Source organism: Comamonas sp. BIGb0124, from assembly GCF_003752175.1.
Taxonomy (GTDB): Bacteria; Pseudomonadota; Gammaproteobacteria; order Burkholderiales; family Burkholderiaceae_C; genus Comamonas_F.
This window is the reverse complement of record NZ_RJVF01000003.1, coordinates 1-17,666: the sequence shown is the minus strand read 5'-3', so window position 1 is coordinate 17,666 and position 17,666 is coordinate 1. Positions and strand designations below refer to the sequence as shown.

At 67.6% G+C, this 17,666-nt stretch carries 13 protein-coding genes and 1 tRNA gene; 11 read left to right on the top strand and 3 right to left on the bottom strand.

The genetic code is table 11. The annotated features are described in order from the left end of the window. The first annotated feature begins 299 nt into the window (after positions 1-299). Together EC845_RS01220 and EC845_RS01215 are read left to right on the top strand one after the other, a co-directional pair. Complete coding sequence (locus EC845_RS01220; protein ID WP_123295414.1) at positions 300-2,138, top strand: acyl-CoA dehydrogenase; 1,839 nt, start codon at positions 300-302, stop codon at positions 2,136-2,138. Positions 2,139-2,189: 51 nt separating this feature from the next. After that, complete coding sequence (locus EC845_RS01215) at positions 2,190-3,149, top strand: nitronate monooxygenase family protein (protein ID WP_123295413.1); 960 nt, start codon at positions 2,190-2,192, stop codon at positions 3,147-3,149. Here EC845_RS01215 and EC845_RS01210 read toward each other — a convergent pair. Both EC845_RS01210 and ppc read right to left on the bottom strand, forming a co-directional pair. Beyond that, positions 3,139-4,365, bottom strand: coding sequence for an MFS transporter (locus EC845_RS01210; protein ID WP_123295412.1), 1,227 nt, complete (start codon positions 4,363-4,365; stop codon positions 3,139-3,141). The genes EC845_RS01215 and EC845_RS01210 overlap by 11 nt on opposite strands. 235 nt (positions 4,366-4,600) lie before the next feature. Then, a complete protein-coding gene (ppc, locus tag EC845_RS01205) occupies positions 4,601-7,465 on the bottom strand; it encodes a phosphoenolpyruvate carboxylase (RefSeq protein ID WP_233597895.1) in 2,865 nt (954 codons plus the stop codon). Between the two features lie 181 nt (positions 7,466-7,646). Between ppc and hemC the strand changes: the two genes are divergently transcribed. The 6 genes from hemC (at position 7,647) to EC845_RS01175 (ending at position 12,774) form a co-directional block, all read left to right on the top strand. Beyond that, positions 7,647-8,591 (top strand): hydroxymethylbilane synthase, encoded by a 945-nt coding sequence (hemC, locus tag EC845_RS01200; RefSeq protein ID WP_123295410.1) that lies wholly within the window; start codon positions 7,647-7,649, stop codon positions 8,589-8,591. A 26-nt stretch (positions 8,592-8,617) separates the two neighbouring features. Then, positions 8,618-9,478, top strand: a complete 861-nt coding sequence (locus tag EC845_RS01195) for a uroporphyrinogen-III synthase (protein ID WP_158615577.1) — start codon at positions 8,618-8,620, stop codon at positions 9,476-9,478. Continuing rightward, positions 9,462-10,541 (top strand): uroporphyrinogen-III C-methyltransferase, encoded by a 1,080-nt coding sequence (locus tag EC845_RS01190; RefSeq protein ID WP_123295408.1) that lies wholly within the window; start codon positions 9,462-9,464, stop codon positions 10,539-10,541. Before EC845_RS01195 ends, EC845_RS01190 begins: the two co-directional genes overlap by 17 nt. A gap of 19 nt (positions 10,542-10,560) precedes the next feature. Then, complete coding sequence (locus tag EC845_RS01185) at positions 10,561-11,841, top strand: heme biosynthesis protein HemY (RefSeq protein ID WP_123295407.1); 1,281 nt, start codon at positions 10,561-10,563, stop codon at positions 11,839-11,841. A 106-nt stretch (positions 11,842-11,947) separates the two neighbouring features. Continuing rightward, positions 11,948-12,679 (top strand): DNA polymerase III subunit epsilon, encoded by a 732-nt coding sequence (dnaQ, locus tag EC845_RS01180; protein ID WP_123295406.1) that lies wholly within the window; start codon positions 11,948-11,950, stop codon positions 12,677-12,679. A gap of 20 nt (positions 12,680-12,699) precedes the next feature. After that, positions 12,700-12,774: transfer RNA gene (locus tag EC845_RS01175), tRNA-Val, on the top strand. A 140-nt stretch (positions 12,775-12,914) separates the two neighbouring features. Here EC845_RS01175 and EC845_RS01170 read toward each other — a convergent pair. After that, a complete protein-coding gene (locus tag EC845_RS01170; RefSeq protein ID WP_123295405.1) occupies positions 12,915-13,892 on the bottom strand; it encodes a LysR substrate-binding domain-containing protein in 978 nt (325 codons plus the stop codon). 93 nt (positions 13,893-13,985) lie between these two features. Here EC845_RS01170 and EC845_RS01165 point away from each other — a divergent pair, with 93 nt between their 5' ends. From EC845_RS01165 to EC845_RS01155, 3 genes are all read left to right on the top strand, one after another. After that, the gene (locus EC845_RS01165; RefSeq protein ID WP_123295404.1) at positions 13,986-14,900 is read left to right on the top strand and encodes a dihydrodipicolinate synthase family protein; all 915 of its coding nucleotides are present in this window, start codon (positions 13,986-13,988) and stop codon (positions 14,898-14,900) included. 93 nt (positions 14,901-14,993) lie between these two features. Next, on the top strand, positions 14,994-15,959 hold the full coding sequence (locus EC845_RS01160; RefSeq protein ID WP_123295403.1) for a tripartite tricarboxylate transporter substrate binding protein: 966 nt from the start codon (positions 14,994-14,996) through the stop codon (positions 15,957-15,959). A gap of 36 nt (positions 15,960-15,995) precedes the next feature. Further along, positions 15,996-17,582 (top strand): aldehyde dehydrogenase (NADP(+)), encoded by a 1,587-nt coding sequence (locus EC845_RS01155; protein ID WP_123295402.1) that lies wholly within the window; start codon positions 15,996-15,998, stop codon positions 17,580-17,582. Positions 17,583-17,666 lie beyond the last annotated feature (84 nt).

Below are 17,666 nucleotides of genomic sequence, written 5' to 3'. Positions count from 1 at the left end.
TGGCCTGGAGGCCGACCTGTTCGCCGCCGTGCCCGAGCTCGTCGAGAAGCTCTGAATCGGCTGCGCAGCGTCTCGGCGGACTGAAGACATGAGCTGAGAGACAGGCCCGGTGTTCCGAATGCGGACGCCGGGCTTTTGTGTTTCGAGGAGGCCCGGTTTTCCGGGCCTCGGCAAAAAAAGCAGGCCGATCGTCAAACGCGGGACAGCGTGATCGGCCCCATGCCCCGACCCTGTCGGTGTGCGCGATGCAGGTTGCGTGTGCACAGGACGAGGCGTATCCCGTCGGTGAAGGAGACAACATGAGTGGTTACCACGCGCCAGTGCAAGACTGGCTGTTCGATTTGCAGGCCCTGGCGGGATTGGACGACATCGCCGCCTGCCCGGGTTTCGAGGACGCCGGACTGGAGACGGCGCAGGCCGTGCTCGAGGAGTGCGCTCGCTTCAACCAGGAGGTCGTCGCGCCGCTGAATGGGGTTGGCGATCGGTCGCCTTCGCGCTGGCAGGACGGCGAGGTGCTCACCCCGCCGGGTTTCAAGCAGGCCTACACCCAGTTCACGGCGGGAGGCTGGCAGGGGCTGCAGCATCCGCCGGCCGTCGGGGGGCAGGGCCTGCCCAAGGTGATCGGCGCGGCCTGCGTGGAAATGCTCAACGGCGCCAACCTGAGCTTTGCCCTGTGTCCGCTGCTGACCGACGGTGCCATCGAAGCCTTGTTGACGGCCGGCAGCGAAGCGCTCCAATCGACGTATCTGCCCCGGCTGATCAGCGGCGAATGGACGGGCACCATGAACCTGACCGAGCCGCAGGCCGGCAGCGACCTGGCCCTGGTGCGCGCGCGTGCCGAGCCCCTGAACGACGGGCGCTACAAGGTATTCGGCACCAAGATCTTCATCACCTACGGCGAGCACGACATGGCGGCCAACATCGTGCATCTGGTGCTGGCCCGGGCGCAGGGCGCTCCCGAAGGCATCAAGGGCATCAGCCTGTTCGTGGTGCCCAAGTTCCTGCCCGATGCGGCGGGCGAACCCGGTCGGCGCAACGACGTGGCCTGTGTGAGCATCGAGCACAAGCTGGGCATCAAGGCCAGTCCCACGGCCGTGCTGCAGTATGGCGACGGACTGGCGGGCAGTGTGGCCGACGGCGAAGGGCCCGGTGCCATCGGCTGGCTGGTGGGCGAGGAAAACCGCGGCCTCGAGTACATGTTCATCATGATGAACGCGGCTCGTTATGCCGTCGGCCTGCAGGGCATTGCGGTGGCCGACCGGGCCTACCAGCGGGCCGTGGCCTATGCCCGCGAGCGCGTGCAGTCCCGTCCGGTCGACGGCTCGTCGCGTGCACCGGTCGCCATCATCGAGCACCCCGATGTCAAGCGCATGCTGATGACGATGCGTGCGCTGGTGGAGGGCACACGGGCCATGGCCTGCGCGGCGGCGGCGGCCCACGACCGGGCCCATGCGCATCCGGACGAAACCGTGCGCCGGCAGGAGCAGGCCTTCTACGAACTGCTGGTGCCGCTGGTCAAGGGCTACAGCACGGAATGCAGCCTGGAGGTGACCAACCTGGGGGTGCAGGTCCATGGCGGCATGGGCTACATCGAGGAGACCGGCGCCGCGCAGCATTATCGCGACGCCAAGATCCTCACCATCTACGAAGGAACCACCGCCATCCAGGCCAACGACCTGGTGGGTCGCAAGACCTTGCGCGACGGCGGGGCCGCGATGCATGCGCTGGCCGAGCGCGTGGCTGCCACCGAAGACGCGTTGCGGCAACAGGGCGGCGCCGACGCGCTGGCCGTGCTGGCGGCGCTGGGCGAAGGCCGCCAGTCGCTGCGGCGGGTGGTCGACTACCTGGTCGAGCAGGGCACGGCGCAGCCCAATGCCGTGTATGCCGGCAGCGTTCCCTATCTGATGCTGGCCGGAAACCTGGTCAGCGGCTGGCAACTGGCGCGCGCTTTGCTGGCGGTGCAGGACGGGGCGCGGGAATCGGGTCCCGACGGCCGCTTCGATGCCGACTTCGCACGGCGCAAGCGGGCGACGGCGCGTTTTTATGCCGAGCACATCCTGAGCCGGATTCCCGCGCTCGAGAGCGCCATCGTGCACGGAGCGGACAGCGTGTGCGCGCTGTCGGCCGAAGACTTCTAGGCCGCGGACCGCTTTGCGCTCCCTCGTCCGTCCCCCTCCGAAAGACACCCCATGAGCCGTTTGCCTCCCGTGCTTCAGGCGCTGCCGCTGCCCGTCATCGCCTCGCCGATGTTCATTGTCAGCACCCCCGAGTTGGTGATTGCCCAGTGCAAGGCCGGCGTGGTGGGATCGATGCCGGCGCTCAATGCGCGTCCGGCGGCGCAGCTCGACGACTGGCTTGCCGAGATCACCGAGACGCTGGCCGCCCACGACCGCGCCCATCCGCAGCGGCCGGCCGCGCCTTTCGCCATCAACCAGATCGTGCACCGTTCCAACGACAGGCTGGCGCACGACATGGCCGTGATCGAGAAGTACAAGGTGCCCATCGTCATCACCTCGCTGGGCGCCCAGGTCGAGGTCAACCAGTCGGTGCACGGCTGGGGCGGCGTGGTGCTGCACGACATCATCAACAATGCCTTTGCGCACAAGGCCGTCGACAAGGGGGCCGACGGGCTCATTGCCGTGGCGGCGGGGGCGGGCGGGCATGCGGGGGTGAAGAGTCCCTTTGCCCTGCTGCAGGAAATCCGCCAGTGGTTCGACGGCCCGGTCGCGCTGAGCGGCGCCATCGCCACGGGAGATGCGGTGCTGGCGGCCCAGGCGGCAGGCGCCGATTTCGCGTACATCGGCTCGGCCTTCATCGCCACGCGGGAGGCCCGGGCGACCGACGCCTACAAGCAGGCCATCGTGCAGGGCAGCTCGGACGACATCGTCTACAGCAACCTGTTCACCGGCGTGCATGGCAACTACCTGGCCCCTTCCATCGTGGCCGCGGGTCTCGATCCTGCCAATCTGCCGGTGAGCGATCCCGGAAAGATGAACTTCGGCGGCGATGCGGCCAAGGCCTGGAAAGACATCTGGGGTTGCGGGCAAGGCATCGGCGCCATCGATCGTGTGCTGTCGACGGCCGAGCTGGTCCAGCGGCTGGACCGTGAGTACCGGGCAGCCAGAGCCCGGCTGGCGCTCAACGGATAGGCAGCAGCATCAGTCTGCGCCGATCGGCCCGGCGCGAGCAGGCCATGAGCCCCAGCGCGAGCAGGCCGGAGGCCACGCCCACCAGGGCAGGGCCGGTGTAGCCGACCTGGTGGATGGCCCAGCCGCCCAGCAGCGGCCCGGCGGCGTTGCCCACATTGAAGGCCGACACATTGGCCGCGCTGGCCAGGTTGGGGGCGTCGGCGGCAAGGCCGAACACCCGTGCATTCAGCGGTGCCGACGAGATGTAGCTCACCACCCCCGCCATCAGCATCAGCGCCGCCGTCAGCAGGCCCGAGACCGGCGCCAGCACCGCGATGGCGGCCATGGTCAGCGTGAGGCCGCCCAGGCCGGTGGCCAGGGTACGCCAAGGGCGGCGGTCGGCCACACGGGCGCCGAGATGGATGCCGATGAAGCTGCCGATGCCGAAGCCCGTGAGCACGAGCGGGACGGCGCTGCTCGGCAGCCGGGCGACTTCGGTCAGCAGCGGTGCGGCGTAGCTCAGCAGACCCATGTAGGCCGTCTGGAAACAGGCGATGGTGGCGTAGGCCAGCCACAGCCGTCCCTGGGCAAAGGTCCGCAGCTCACGCCGCAGCCCTGGCGCATGGGCGTTGCGGGGCGGCTCGGGTACCCGCGCGTACACCGCGCAGGCGGCCAGGCTGGCAATGACGGCCACCGCCCAGAAGGTGATGCGCCAGCCGTGGTCCTGCCCGATGGCCGTGCCCAACGGGACGCCGATGATGTTGGCCAGCGTCATGCCGCCGACCAGCCGCGCCAGCGCACGCGCGCGGGCGCCTTCGGGCGTGATGGTGACGGCCACCACGGCGGCGATCGTCCAGAAGGCGCCCGTGGCCAGCGCACTGACCAGGCGCGAGACGAGCAGGCCCTCGAAGCTGGAAGCCAGCGCGCCGATCACATGGCCGATGGCCAAGGTGACGATGGCGCTCAGCAGCAGGCTGCGCTGGGACCAGCGGGTGGTGGCCAGAGCACTGAGCAAGCCGCCGATGACCATGCCGATGGCGAAGATGGAGACCGTCAGGCCTGCGTGCGGAATGTCGATGGCGAAGTCGCGGGCAATGGCCGGCAGCAGTCCCGAGGGCATGAATTCGCTGGTGCCGGCGGCGAACACGCCCACGGCCATGATGGTCACGGCCGGCGGCACGGCGATGCGCCCAGTGCGACCGGGACTGGGGAGGCTGGACGGGTATGTCGATGACATGGACGGACGATCAGGAAAAGAACACGGACAACAGGCGATGCACGGGGTCGCGGATGCCACGGCACGGACACGCCGCACCCCTGGCCCGGTGGACGGGCAGGGTCAGGCGGCGTGGGTGGGGCGCATCGGCAGGTGGCAGGAACAACGGCCACCGGACAGGCGCGGCGTGGCTGAAAGAGCGCGCGATATTAACCCGGCCGGATGACAGCGTGGCCGGGTCGGGTAATCGGGAGGATCAGCCCGTGTTGCGCACGCCCGCGGCGATGCCGTTGATGGAGATGTGAATGCCGCGCTGCAGGCGGGTGCTGTCTTCTCCCGCGCGATAGCGCCGCAGCAGTTCGACCTGCAGATGATGCAGCGGATCGATGTAGGGAAAGCGGTACTGGATGGAGCGCGCCAGAGACGGGTTGCCCACCAGCCGGTCGCTTTCGCCGGTGACGAGCGTCAACGCGTCCTGGGTGCGCTGCCACTCGGCCTCGATGGCACCGAAGATGCGCCGGCGCAGCTTGGCATCGGGCACCAGGCCCGCGTAGCGCCGCGCCAGGGCGAGGTCGCTCTTGGCCATCACCATGTCCATGTTGGACAGCAGGGTGCGCAGGAAAGGCCAATCGCGGTACATCTTCTGCAGGCGCCGGGTGCGTGATTCACGCGTGTCCTTGCTGCCGGATTCGATGCGGCCGAGGTAATGCTCGACCGCCGAACCGAAGCCGTACCAGCCCGGCAGGGTCAGGCGGCACTGGCCCCAGCTGAAGCCCCAGGGGATGGCGCGCAGGTCCTCGATCTTCTGGCTGGGCTTGCGCGACGCGGGGCGCGACCCGATGTTCAGGCCGGCGATCTCGCGGATGGGGGTGGAGGCAAAGAAGTAGTCGGTGAATCCGGCCGTGCCGTAGACCAGCTTGCGGTAGGCATCCATGCTGGCCTGCGACAGGGTGGCTGCGGCCTCGAGAAAAGCTTTGGGCACCGGTTTGTCGGCAGGCAGCAGCGTGGCTTCGAGCGTGGCGGCGACCAGGGTCTCGAGGTTGCGGCGGCCGATTTCCGGGTTGGCGTACTTCGAGGCGATGACTTCGCCTTGCTCGGTCAGGCGGATCTGGCCGCGCACCGTGCCCGGGGGCTGGGCCAGGATGGCCTGGTAGCTCGGCCCGCCGCCGCGCCCCACCGTGCCGCCACGGCCGTGGAACAGCCGCATGGTGATGCCGTGGCTGTCCTTGAGCCCGTCGAACAGCGCGGCCAGGGCGAGTTCGGCCCGGTAGAGCTCCCAGTTGCTGGTGAAGATGCCGCCGTCCTTGTTGCTGTCGCTGTAGCCCAGCATGATGTCCTGCTCGGCACCCGAGTGGCGCACCATGTCGGCGACGCCCGGCAGCGCGTAGAACTCGCGCATGATGGGGGCGGCCTGGCGCAGGTCCTCGATGGTCTCGAACAGCGGCACGACGATGAGCTGCGCCAGGGCCTGCCCTTCGGCGGCCTGGGCATGCAGGGACGGATCGAGGGGGCCGGTGAGCAGGCCGCATTCCTTCTGCAGCAGCAGCACCTCGAGCAGGTCGCTCACGCTTTCGGTGTGGCTGATGATGTAGTGGCGGATGGCGCGTGATCCGTAGAGTTCGCGCATGCGCTTGGCTGCGGCGAAGATGGCCAGTTCGCTTTCGGCATGCTCGCTGTAGCCCGCACCCGGCACACGCAGCGGCCGGGCGTCGTTGAGCAGTTGCAGCAGCAGGGCGCGCTTGCCGTTTTCGTCGAGCGCCGAGTAGTCGGCCTGCAGGCGCGCATGGGCCAGCAGCTCGGCCACCACCCGTTCGTGCTGGTCCGAGCTCTGGCGCAGATCGACCGTGGCCAGGTGGAAACCGAAGACCTCGACCGCCCGGATCAGCGGATTGAGCCGCTGGGGCAACAGCGCAGCAGAGTGGTTGCTCTTGAGCGAGGACTGGATGACGCGCAGGTCGGCCAGCAGGTCTTCTGCCCGTGCGTAGGGGTTCTGAGGCTTGACCGCGTGGCGTGCCGCCTCGCCGCCGGTCAGCTCGCGCAGGGTCGCGGCCAGGCGTGCGTACATACCGGCGAGCGCCCGGCGATAGGGTTCGTCGTGACGGTGCTCGTTGCTGTCGGGCGAGGCCTGGGCCAAGGCCAGCATCTCGGGGCTGACGCCCACCAGCGTGGCCGACATCGACAGTTCGCGGCCCAGCTCGTGCACCTCGGTCAGGTAGTAGCGCAGGGCGACCTCGGCCTGGTGGCGCAGCGCATAGTCGAGGGTCTGCGCCGTCACGTTGGGGTTGCCGTCGCGGTCGCCGCCGATCCACTGGCCCATGTGGAAGAACGCCGGCAGGCCCTCGTGGCCCAGCTGCTGCTCGAGGTCGTGGTAAAGGCGCGGAATCTGGCGCAGAAAGGTGGTTTCGTAGTAGCTCAGCGAGTTGTCGATCTCGTCGGCCACGCTGAGCTTGCTGTCGCGCAGCAGCCGCGTTTGCCACAGTTGGGTGACGCGGGCCTGGATCTGCTCTTCGTTGTGGGCCAGCTCGCGTGGCAGCAAGGCTTCGCGTGCCAGCAGCAACTGGGCGATGCCGCGTTCGGCATCGAGCAGGCTCTTGCGCTGCACTTCGGTCGGGTGGGCGGTGAGCACGGGGGCGATGTAGCTGCTGGCCAGCATCTGCACGATGGCCTCGTGCGAGGTGCCGGCCTGCTGCAGCCGCTGCAGTGCACCGGCCAGGCTGCCCTGCTGCACATGGCCGGCGCGCTCGTGGAACTGGCGGCGGCGGATGTGGTGACGGTCTTCCGCCAGGTTGGCCAGGTGGCTGAAGTACGTGAAGGCGCGGATCACGCTGGTGGTCTGGTCGTGCGAGAGGCTGGCCAGCAAGGTTTCGAGCTTGCGTTCGGCCTTGCGGTCGTCGTGGCGGCGAAACGCGACCGAGAGCTGGCGGATCTGCTCGATGAGGTCGAATGCGGCTTGCCCTTCCTGCTCGCGGATGACGTCGCCCAGGATGCGGCCCAGCAGGCGCACGTCCTCGATCAGGGGCAGGTCTTTGCCGTTGACGGGCGGCGTTGCGTTCGGGTCGGCGGGGGGCAGGGCGGCGGCGCCGGATTGGGCGCGCGCGCGGGCGCTGCGGGACTCAGGCATGGGACTCCTCCATCTTCTTGTTGCTGATGATGTTGCGTGGCATGTCGAGGCCCAGGCGGCGCGGGAAGCGTGCATCGAGGGCGATTGCACATGCTAGCATTGACCGTCCCGGATTTGCTGCGGTGCTGCATGACGGGACAACGCTTTCCCCTGATCCTGTGCCTCGCGCCGCGTGTTCCCCATGACCCTCCAGCTCCCCTCTCTCACCATCGCCACCCGCGAAAGCCGCCTGGCCCTGTGGCAGGCCGGCCACGTGCGCGAGTTGCTGCAGGCGCGGGGCCATGCGGTCGAGATCCTGGGCATGACCACGCGCGGCGATCAGATTCTCGATCGCACGCTCTCCAAGGTGGGCGGCAAGGGCCTGTTCGTCAAGGAACTCGAGCTCGCGCTCGAGCAGGGCCAGGCCGATCTGGCCGTGCACTCGCTCAAGGACGTACCGATGGAACTGCCCGAGGGTTTTGTCCTGGCCTGCGTGCTCGAGCGCGAGGACCCGAGCGACGCCCTGGTCAGCAACCGCTTCGAATCGCTGGCGCAATTGCCGGCCGGCGCCGTGGTGGGGACCTCCAGCCTGCGGCGCTCGGCGCTGCTCCAGGCGCAGCGGCCCGACCTCGTGATCCAGCCCTTGCGCGGCAACCTCGATACCCGTCTGCGCAAGCTCGATGACGGCCAGTACGACGCGATCGTCCTTGCGACGGCCGGACTGACGCGGCTCGATCTCGGCAAGCGCATCCGCGAACGCCTGGCGCCCGAACGGATGTTGCCTGCGGCGGGCCAGGGCGCCCTGGGCATCGAGGTCCGCATCGACCGGACCGATGTCATGGATGCGCTGCGCCCGCTGGCCCATGTGCCGACCTGGCTGGCCGTGAGTGCCGAGCGTGCGGTGTCGCGTGCGCTGGGCGGCAGCTGTTCGGTGCCGTTGGCGGCCCATGCCGTATGGCAGGGCGAGCGCCTGTGGCTGCGCGCCGCCTGGGGCGAGATATCCGAATCCACCGGCGAGGCGAGTCTGGTGCAGGCCAGCGGCAGCGCGGCCGCCGCCACGCCCGGCGAAGCCGAGGCGCTCGGCCAGTCCGTGGCCGCCGAACTGCTGCGTCTCGGTGCCCGTCCCCCGGAGACGGAGCGCGACTGATCGCGCGCAGCCGCATGACACCCCGCATGCCCGTCACGGCTCCCGCTTCTGCAGCCGGGATGTCCCTGCAGGTCATCGTGACCCGGCCGGCCGAAGACGCCGGTCCCTGGGCGGCTCGCCTGCAGGCCGCTGCGGCGTGGTCGCCCGACTGGCAATTGAGGCTGTGGCCGCTGATCGGCATCCGGGCCGTTGCCGACCCCGAGGTGCCGCGTGCCGCCGTGCATGAATGGCGATCGGCCGCTCGGGCGGGCGATGCCATGATGTTCGTCAGTGCCAATGCGGTGCGCGGCTGGGCTGCCTTGCAAGCGACTGCCGACGCCATGGCGCCGCGCCAGGCCTGGGCCGTCGGTCCGTCGACGGTCGAGGCCCTGCGGCAGGCCGGCTGGCCGTCCGGCTCGATCGTTGCGCCGCGCGCCGACCAGAACGACAATTTCGACTCCGAGGCCCTGTGGCGCCAGGTCGAAGCCGGCATCCTGTCCGGCGCCTGCCGGCGGGTGCTGATCGTGCGAGGCTCGGAAGAAGGTTCGGGCGGCCAGCCGGTCGGTCGAGACTGGCTGACCCGGCAACTGCTGGCCCATGGCGTCGCCGTGCGCCAGATCGCGACCTACGAACGCGCCAGGCCGGTCTGGGACGACGCTCGGCGGCAGGCGGCGCGGCTGGCGCTGACCGACGGCAGCATCTGGCTGATGAGCAGTGCCATGGCCGTCGCCCAGCTCGGCGTCTTGCTGGGCGAGACCGATAACGGGCGTGCGCAGGCGATCGCCACCCACGACCGCATCGCCCAGACCCTGCGTGCGGCCGGCTGGGGCCGTGTACAACTCTCCCATCCTGATCCCCAGGCTGTCGCCGCATCGATAAAATCACTGGCTTATGCAAGATCAACCTGAAGTCCGCCCCCTGACCCCCGCTGCCGCAGCGGCGCCCGTAGCGGACGCCTATGGCGCGGATCGGCTGCCCCCCGCCGGCGGCCTGCGCATGCCTGGCTGGCTGATGGCCCTGCTGGTGCTGCTGGCGGCTGCCGGGCTCATCGTCGGCGCCTTGCTCTGGCAGCGCATCGGCCAGCTCCAGAGCGATGTCGCGCGCCGCAGCGCCGACAGCAACACCCACGCGATCGAGGCCCGCACGCTCTCGCAACAGGCGCAATCCCTGTCGATGGACAACTCGACCCGGCTGGGTATGCTGGAAAACCAGCTCAAGGATCTGTCGCTGCAGCGCGCGCAGCTTGAAACGCTGGTCAACCAGCTCACGCGCAGCCAGGACGGCAACCTGGTGGTCGAGATCAACGCCTCGGTCCGCCTGGCCCAGCAGCAGATGGAGCTGACCGGCACCACCGAACCCTTGCTGGCGGCCATGAGGCGGGCTCGCACCCGTCTCGAACAGGCCGCCCTGCCGCAGCTCGGCGGCCTGCAGCGTGCGCTGTCGGCCGACATCGAGCGCCTCCAGGCCGCCGATTACGTCGATGCCGTGGGCATCCAGTCGAGCATGGACGAGGTCTTGCGCCTGGTCGAGGACATGCCTCTGCTCAACGGCGTCGTGGCCATGGGCCGGCCGCTGGGCACCCAGCCTCTGTCCGGTCTCGAGGGTGAAGACACCCAATGGCGGCGCTGGTGGCGCGCGGTGTGGGACGACACCCGCCAACTGGTGCGCGTGACCCGCATCGACCGCCCCGAGTCGGCGTTGATCGCCCCCGATCAAGCCTATTTCCTGCGCGAGAGCCTGAAGCTGCGCCTGCTGCATGCCCGCGTCGACCTGGCTGCGCGCCAGTATGGACAGGCGCGGGGCGAGCTGCAGGCCATCACGGCACTGATCGCCCGTTATTTCGATCCGGCATCGCGCACCACGCAACAGGTCGCCACCGTGCTGCAGCAGATCCAGTCCGATGTCCGCGATGTGCAGATGCCGCGCATCGACGACACCCTCACCGCGCTGGCCGCGGCGACCCATCCTTGATGCCGGACGGAGCCTGACCATGCGTGCAGCCATCTGGTTTCTGATCCTGTTTGCCGTTGCGGTGGCCCTGGCCTTGTTTGCCGGTCCCAACGCCAGCAGCGTGACGGTGTTTTTTGCCCCCTACCGTGTCGATCTGTCGCTGAACCTGGTGCTGGTGCTGCTGCTGTTCGCATTTGTGCTGCTGCATGTGGCGCTGCGTGCGCTGGGTGCGCTGTTCGAATTGCCCCGGCAAGCCCGCCGCTGGCGCGCGCAGCAGAAAGAGCGTGCGATGCATGTGGCGCTCATGGACGCCCATACCCATCTGCTGACCGGCCGTTTCCTTCGTGCGCGCAAGTGCGCCGATGCCGCGCTGCACCAGGAGGCCTCGTTGCGCGAGGCCGGCGAGGCGGCACCGCAAGGCGCCCAGGTCCGGGCCATGGCCCATGTGCTGGCCGCCGAGAGCGCACATGCCCTTCAGGATGCCGCTTCGCGCGATCGCCACCTGCAGCAGGTGCTCGACGAGGCGCTGCAGCCGGGGCGTGGCCATGGCGAACTCGCCGAAGGCGCCCGTCTGCGCGCCGCCAACTGGGCGCTCGACGACCAGGCCCCGCAGGATGCGCTGCAATGGCTCGAGCAACTGCCCCAGGGCGTGTCGCGGCGCATGGTCACGCTGCGGACCCGGCTCAAGGCGGCACGGCTGGCCGGCCTGCCCATGCAGGCCCTCGATACCGCCCGCGCGCTCATCCGTCATCGTGCCTTCACGCCCGAAGCCGGCACCAGCCTGTTGCGCAGCCTGGCCGGCGACGCCTTGCGGCAGGCCCACGACCTCACGCAACTCGAGAAGACCTGGCGGGCCCTCGAGCCTGCCGAGCGCATCATTCCCGAAGTGGTCTGTGTCGCCGCGCAGCGTGCCCTGCAGGTCGCGCCCACCAACAACCGGAGCGCCGGTGCCACGCTGGCCCGCCAGTGGATCGAGGGTGTGTGGCCGCACTATGCCTCGATGGGCTACACCACACGCGAGCGGCTGGTCGGCCTGCTCGAGGCCAGTCTCGACGACGCCGATACGGCGTGGCTGGCCCGCATCGAGGCGGCCCAGCAACGTCTGCCGCACGATGCCAACCTGCAATACCTGGCCGGCATGGCCTGTGTTCGCCGTCAGTTGTGGGGCAAGGCGCAACTGCTGCTGTCGTCCGCAGCCACCGGCCTGAGCGACGAACGCATGCGCCGCCACACCTGGGCGACGCTGTCGACGCTGGCCGAAGCGCGTGGCGACTTCGACGCCTCGCAGGCGGCGCTGGCCCAGGCGGCCGCACTGCGCTGAACCCCTGAAACCTGGGCGTGCGGACCGGGCCACGCGATGCAACATCCCGTGCCCGCACCCGCCGCCCCGTGTAGATCAAAAGATAGAGAGCAAGGACACCCCCGGCATGCGCCAAATCGTACTGGACACCGAAACCACAGGCCTGTCGGCTGCGACCGGCGACCGCATCCTGGAAGTCGGCTGCGTCGAGATCGTCGACCGCCGCCTGACCGGCAACAACAAACACTTCTACATCAATCCCGAACGCGACAGCCATGAAGAGGCGCTGCGTGTGCACGGCATCACGTCCGAATTCCTGGCCGACAAGCCCAAGTTCGCGCAGATCGCCGACGAGCTCTTCGACTACCTGGCGGGCACCGAACTCATCATCCACAACGCACCGTTCGACGTCGGTTTCCTCGACAAGGAACTGCAGTTGCTGGGACGGGAGCCGCTCAAGGGCATCGTGCACAACGTGATCGACAGCCTGGCGCTGGCCAAGGAGATCTTCCCGGGCAAACGCAACTCGCTAGATGCCCTGTGCGACCGCCTGGGCGTCAACAACAGCAATCGTGTGCTTCACGGCGCCTTGCTCGATGCCGAACTGCTGGCCGATGTCTACATCAACCTGACCCGCGGCCAGAACTCGCTGGGCATCGATCTGGAAGACAAGCGCGAAGGGGCGGGCGGCAAGCCGGTTTCCGACGATGTCGATCTGAGCCTGCTCTCCTTGCCCGTGCTGACGGCCAGCGAGCAGGAACTGCTGGCGCACGCCACGGTGGTGGCCGAGATCGACAAAGCCAGCGATGGCAAAACAATTTGGCGAAAACTTGAAGAGCTCGAAAAAAATATGCAATAATAGAGGTCTTGCAAACGCAAGGGTGATTAGCTCAGCGGTAGAGCACTGCCTTCACACGGCAGGGGTCGCAGGTTCAAACCCTGCATCACCCACCAATACATCGATCGATGGTCCGGCCGCAACCGAACGGCAATCAAACCGGCCATCGACAGAAAAGAAGCCAGCCTCGAGCTGGCTTTTTTTCGTCCAGATTCTGTCCAGCGCATCCTGGGCATCCGTGCGCTGACGGCTTCTCTCAGCCCGTTTTCCCGTCGCTCGGCCTGGGGTTCACCCGGCCGTCGAGGTGCCTGAGGCCACGCGTCGACTCGCCGGCCGCCAGTGCTTCGTCGGCAACACAAGTCAACAGGATCTCTCGCAACGAATCCGACACCAGCCGCTCTGCGTGGGGCCGCCACATGAGCTGCAGTTCGACCTCGAGGGGAGGGCTGCAGTCCAATGGCCGGTAAGCGACGCCCTTGAACCGAAGCCCGGCTGCAGAGCGCGGCACGAGCGTCACGCCCATGCCCGACGAGACCATCGACAGCATCGAATGCGTGTGGCTCAGGGTGTGCTTGGTCACCGGGCGCACGCCCTCGGCCCGCAGGCGTCCGGCGATCATCTCGTAGAGATAGCGCGACTCCAGCGGGCAGTATTCGATGAACGGTTGCAAGTGCAGTGCCGAAAGCGGTATCGACTTGCGCCGCGCCAGCGCGTGATGGGCGGGTGCGGCCAGCATGAAGGGTTCGCGGATCAGTTCGCACGACGCGGCAAAACTGCGGGGCTCGAACGGCCTGACGATGCCCAGATCGATCGAACCCGCTCCGATGGCTTCCACCTGCGCGGCCGTCTGCATTTCCCGAAGCACCAGGCTGACTTCCGGCAACTTCTCACGTGCGATCTGCACGAGCTTGGGCAACAGGTCGTAGCTGGCTGCGGGAATGAAACCGAGCGTCACACTGCCGGCCTCCGAGTTCAGCGCCCTGCGTGCAGCCAGAACCGCCGCTTCGCTGCGTCGCAGGATGTCTTCGGCCTCGATCAGGAACAGGGCCCCGGCGGTCGTCAGGCGCACGGAACCGCCGGATCGGTCGAGCAACCGTCCGCCGACCTCATGCTCCAGCAACTGAATCTGCCGCGTCAGCGGCGGTTGCGTCATGTGCAACAAGGCGGCTGCACGTCCGAAGTGCAATTCGGAGGCGACGGCGACGAAGCAACGGAGTTGCGAGAGTTGAAACACGATTCAGAAATTGTATTGCACCTTCCCGTGATTGGATTGGACGCACCCGGCCGGGATACCTAGAGTCGGTGTCTTCTTGAACGAGGAGACGATATGAGCGTTTCGAACGGGTCCGCACTGCGGGCGGCCCTGAATGGCATTTCGGGCATTTTGGTGACGCCCTTCGACAGCGAAGGCGGCTTCGATGCCCGTCCGCTGCGCGGCATCGTCGACGATGCCGTCGAGGCCGGTGTCCATGTGCTGGTGAGCAATGGCAATACGGGCGAGTACTACGGACTTCAGCCGCACGAGGCCGAGGCCGCCGTCCATGCTGCGGCCGAACTGATTGCCGGGCGTGTGCCCCTGCTCGGCGGCGTGGGCCGCAGTGTCAACGAAGCCAAGGCTCTGGCTCGGGCCTCGCGCCAGGCGGGTGTCTCGGCGTTGATGGTGCACCAGCCGCCGGATCCCTTTGTTTCTCCTCGCGGCGTGCTTCGTTATCTGCAGGAAGTCGCGGATGCCGCGGACGGTCTGCCGCTGGTGCTTTACCTGCGCAATGAAAACATCGGTCTGGCGGCGATCGAGGAACTGTGCCGCATCCCGCAGGTCGTCGGCGTGAAATGGGCTTCGCCCACGCCGCTGGTGCTGGCCGAGGCCATTCGGCGCACCGGCGATCTGGACATCGCGTGGATCGGTGGACTGGCAGAAACCTGGGCCGCTCCGTTCTACGCGGTCGGTGCACGCGGGTTCACCTCGGGCCTGATCAATGTCCTGCCCGCCCGCTCGGTGGCGATCCATCGTGCGCTTGAGGCGGCCGATTACCCGCTGGCCCTGCGTCTGGTGGCCGAGATGCTGCCGTTCGAGGAACTGCGTGCCCAGGAAAACAACGGCACCAACGTCACCGTCGTGAAAGCGGCCCTGCAATTGCTGGGCCGTGACTGCGGACCCACGCGCGCCCCCTCGGCCTGGCCGTTGACCGAGAAGGCACAGGCTCAACTGAAGGCACTGCTGCAAGGCTGGAAACTGATTTAGTCCTTGCGCAGGAACAGGCGACAGGCGGCGTTCGACCGCCACCCCGGCGGATGCCGTCGCCAAAAAATTGAACCCATCATTGGAGACAGAAAAATGAATGCTTCGCGTCGCTCTTTGTTTGCAGCGCTCATGTTGACCGCTGTGGGCTGTTCTGCCATCGCACAACAACCCTATCCCAATCGCCCCATCACGATCGTGATCGGTTCGAGCCCGGGCAGCGCCACCGATGGCCTGGCGCGTGCGATTGCCCAGGAGGTCACGCGTGCGACCGACCAACCGGTGGTCGTGGACAACCGGCCCGGTGCATTCGGCGGCATTGCCGCTCAGGCCGTGACGCGGGCTCAGCCGGATGGCTACACGCTGTTCATGACCACGAACACGACGCAGGCAGCCAATCCCCATCTGTACAAAAAACTGTCCTACGATCCGGTCAAGGGATTTACACCGGTGGCCCTGCTGGCCAAGGGTTCGCTGCTTCTGGTGACGAATCCCGGCATCCCTGCCAAGAATGTTCAGGAGCTCGTCGCGCTCGCCAAAAAAGAGCCCGGCAAGCTGAATTACGGATCGGGCAGTTCGTCGGCTCAGGTCGCCACCGAGCTGTTCCAGCAGATGACGGGGACCGACCTCAACTACATCCCTTACAAGGCCAATCCGCCCGCCATCACCGACCTGGTCGCAGGCCAGACCGATCTGATGATCGTCGACTTCGCCGTCTCGCTGCCGCAGGTGAAAGCCGGAAAGCTCCGCGCGCTGGGCGTGAGCAGCACCCACCGGTCGCCGCTGATCCCCGACGTTCCGGCCATTGCAGAGTCTCTGCCCGGCTATGAACTGGGTTATTGGAATGCGTTGTATGCGTCGCCTGGAACACCCGAACCCATCGTGGCCCGGCTCAACGAGCTGATGCGCCAGGCACTGAAGAGCGACGTCGTCAAGAAATCGATCGAATCGACCGGCATGGAGATCACGCCGTCGTCACCCCAGGAACTGGCCGACTTCCAGCGCTCGGAGTACGAACGATGGGGCAACATCATCCGCACGGCCGGCATCCAGCCCGAGTAAGCAGGGCATCGCGCTCTCCAGACAGGAAAAACACCCATGACTCTCACCGGCGAAATGCTCATTGGCTTCGCGGCCGTTCGCGGCAGCGAAGGCAGCCAGGCTGCCTTCAATCCCGCCACGCATGCCGAGATCCCCGAGCCCACCTTCGGCCTCGGCGGCCCTGCGGAAGTCGACCGAGCCGCCCGACTGGCCGACGACGCTTTCGATGCCTACCGGCAGGCGCCGCTGTCCCGGCGAGCCTCTTTCTTGGAAGCCATAGCCGACAACATCGTCGCCATCGGTGACGAACTGCTGGCGCGTGCCCACGCCGAGACCGGCCTGCCCATGGCCCGCCTGACCGGCGAACGTGCGCGGACCGTGGGCCAGTTGCGTCTGTTTGCAAAAGTGGTGCGCGACGGGCATTTTCTGAATGCGACCATCGATCCGGCGCAACCCGAGCGCAAACCGTTGCCCCGGGTGGATCTGCGACTGGCCAAGCTGCCCCTGGGCCCTGTGGCCGTGTTCGGCGCCAGCAATTTCCCGCTGGCCTTCTCGGTGGCCGGCGGCGACACCGCATCGGCCCTGGCCGCCGGTGCGCCCGTCATCGTCAAGGCCCACAGCGCCCACCTGGGCACGTCTGAACTGGTCGGCCGCGCCATCCAGAAAGCCGTCAAGGATCAAGGTCTGCCCGAAGGCGTGTTCTCGCTCCTGATCGGTGCGGGCCGCAAGCTGGGCGAGGCCCTGGTGGCGCATCCGGCGATCAAGGCGGTCGGTTTCACCGGCTCGCGCCAGGGGGGATTGGCGCTGGTGAAGATCGCCAATGCCCGTCCCGAGCCCATCCCCGTCTATGCCGAAATGAGCAGCGTCAATCCGATGTTCCTGCTGCCGGGTGCATTGGCCGCACGTGCAGAAGCCATCGGCAAGGCCTTTGCCGATTCGCTGACGATGGGGGCTGGACAGTTCTGCACGAACCCCGGCCTGGTGCTGGCCGTCGACGGGCCGGATCTGCAGCGCTTTCTCGCCGCTGCCGCCGAGGCGCTGGCGGGCAAGGCGGCACAGACCATGCTCACGCCCGGTATTCACGACGCCTATTGCTCGGGCGTGGAAAAAATCGGTGCTGCTGCCGGCGTCGAAAGGGTGGCCCAGGGCGCGGCAGGCGGTGATCAACCGAATGCGGCGCAGGCCGTGCTGTATGTCACGGATGCCGGACGCCTGCTCGAGAACCCCGAGCTGGAAAACGAGATGTTCGGTCCGGCGTCTGTCGTCGTCCGTGCTGCGAATGTCGACGAGCTGCTCCGGATCGCCGAGCATGTCGAAGGCCAGCTCACGGTGACGCTGCAGATCGAAGCCGCCGACCATGCCGACGCCAAACGCCTGTTGCCCGTGCTCGAGCGCAAAGCGGGGCGTATTCTGGTCAACGGTTTCCCGACGGGCGTGGAGGTCAGCCACGCGATGGTGCACGGCGGGCCGTTCCCCTCGACATCCAACGCCATGTTCACCTCGGTGGGCGCCTCGGCGATCGATCGTTTCCTGCGACCCGTTTCCTACCAGGACTTTCCCGATGCGTTGTTGCCGGAGGCACTTCGGCAAGGTAACCCGCTGGGGCTGTGGCGCCTGGTGGATGGCGATATCCGGCAGGCGTGAGGCTGTTGCGCCGACGCTGCGCAGCCGATTCAGAGCTTCTCGACGAGCTCGGGCACGGCAGCGAACAGGTCGGCCTCCAGGCCG

Bases quoted from the DNA above. Each gene is read 5' to 3' on its own strand.
- EC845_RS01220 (WP_123295414.1), top strand. From the start codon at position 300: ATGAGTGGTTACCACGCGCCAGTGCAAGACTGGCTGTTCGATTTGCAG.
- EC845_RS01215 (WP_123295413.1), top strand. From the start codon at position 2,190: ATGAGCCGTTTGCCTCCCGTGCTTCAGGCGCTGCCGCTGCCCGTCATC.
- EC845_RS01210 (WP_123295412.1), bottom strand. From the start codon at position 4,365: ATGTCATCGACATACCCGTCCAGCCTCCCCAGTCCCGGTCGCACTGGG.
- ppc (WP_233597895.1), bottom strand. From the start codon at position 7,465: ATGCCTGAGTCCCGCAGCGCCCGCGCGCGCGCCCAATCCGGCGCCGCC.
- hemC (WP_123295410.1), top strand. From the start codon at position 7,647: ATGACCCTCCAGCTCCCCTCTCTCACCATCGCCACCCGCGAAAGCCGC.
- EC845_RS01195 (WP_158615577.1), top strand. From the start codon at position 8,618: ATGCCCGTCACGGCTCCCGCTTCTGCAGCCGGGATGTCCCTGCAGGTC.
- EC845_RS01190 (WP_123295408.1), top strand. From the start codon at position 9,462: ATGCAAGATCAACCTGAAGTCCGCCCCCTGACCCCCGCTGCCGCAGCG.
- EC845_RS01185 (WP_123295407.1), top strand. From the start codon at position 10,561: ATGCGTGCAGCCATCTGGTTTCTGATCCTGTTTGCCGTTGCGGTGGCC.
- dnaQ (WP_123295406.1), top strand. From the start codon at position 11,948: ATGCGCCAAATCGTACTGGACACCGAAACCACAGGCCTGTCGGCTGCG.
- EC845_RS01165 (WP_123295404.1), top strand. From the start codon at position 13,986: ATGAGCGTTTCGAACGGGTCCGCACTGCGGGCGGCCCTGAATGGCATT.
- EC845_RS01160 (WP_123295403.1), top strand. From the start codon at position 14,994: ATGAATGCTTCGCGTCGCTCTTTGTTTGCAGCGCTCATGTTGACCGCT.
- EC845_RS01155 (WP_123295402.1), top strand. From the start codon at position 15,996: ATGACTCTCACCGGCGAAATGCTCATTGGCTTCGCGGCCGTTCGCGGC.